General features: G+C 53.4%; 1 protein-coding gene. It reads right to left on the reverse strand.

What is annotated here, in order from left to right; all coding sequences use genetic code 11:
* Nucleotides 1-1,099, reverse strand: a 1,099-nt coding sequence (locus Q0323_RS05245) for an FAD-binding protein (RefSeq protein ID WP_298052218.1), incomplete at both ends; no start/stop codon positions are given.

Raw genomic sequence — 1,099 nt, forward strand, 5'->3', positions numbered from 1 at the left:
CCGAAATTTTAGTGCTCATATCGTCAAATTTAACCACATCTATGCCGCCCATCGAGTAGTGTGCGGTCGGACGAATCGGAATCGGCTGTTCGATTAGATCGATACCCTCAAACAAAATGGCGGTGTGTCTGATCTTAGGAAGGGCTTTTAAAATTTTATCTTTTCCGAGATGTCTTACGTCAAGTAGCACGTATGCGCCTAGCCCCTCGCCGTAGCCCCTACCCTCGCGGATCTCGGTTTCGATCGCGCGAGCTACGACATCGCGCGGCGCAAGCTCCATCTTTTCGTGGTAGTTTTTCATAAAGCGCTCGCCTTTGTTATTGAGCAGATATCCGCCCTCGCCACGCGCAGCTTCCGTAATGAGCGCGCCGCCGCTTTTGATACCGGTCGGATGAAACTGCACCATCTCCGGATCGCTAAATCCAAGACCCACGCGCAGTGCAGCCGCGATACCGTCGCCGGTAGCGATATAAGGCACCGATGTGCGGTTGTAAAACATCCTCGTATATCCGCCCGTAGCGATTACCAAGGCTTTGCAAAGCACTGGATAAAAATCGCCGGTTTGGATATTTCGAAGCACGACGCCCTCGCATCTGCCGTCAGGTGCGCTGATCTCAAGCAACTCGTGATCGATTAAAAATTTCACGCCATTGCTGACCGCATCGTCAAAACAGGCGTGCATCAAGATATGACCCGTCTTATCGGCGGAGTAGTTGCATCGTTTTTTAGACGCGCCGCCCATAAAGCGCTGTGCTACGCCGCCTGGAACGCCGCTTTCTTTGCCATCCACGCCGCCGCTAGCGTTTCTGGAAAACAGCGTGCCAATATAATCCATCTCGGCAATCATAGGGCCCGCAAGCTCGCAAAATTTAATCGCGGCGTCCTGATCTACGAGATATGCGCCGCCCTTTACGGTGTCGTAGGCGTGAAGTTTGTATGAATCGCCGCCACTGAAACTCGTAACGCCGTTGATACCGCCTTCCGCCATACAGGTGGCGTTGCGCGAAGGCATCATCTTCGTAGCCACGACTACGCTAAGATTTGGATTGCTCTTTCTTACCGCTACGGCTGCACGCAAACCCGCGCCTCCCGAGCCGAT

Origin of the sequence: uncultured Campylobacter sp., from assembly GCF_938030145.1 — a bacterium.
Taxonomy (GTDB): Bacteria; Campylobacterota; Campylobacteria; order Campylobacterales; family Campylobacteraceae; genus Campylobacter_B.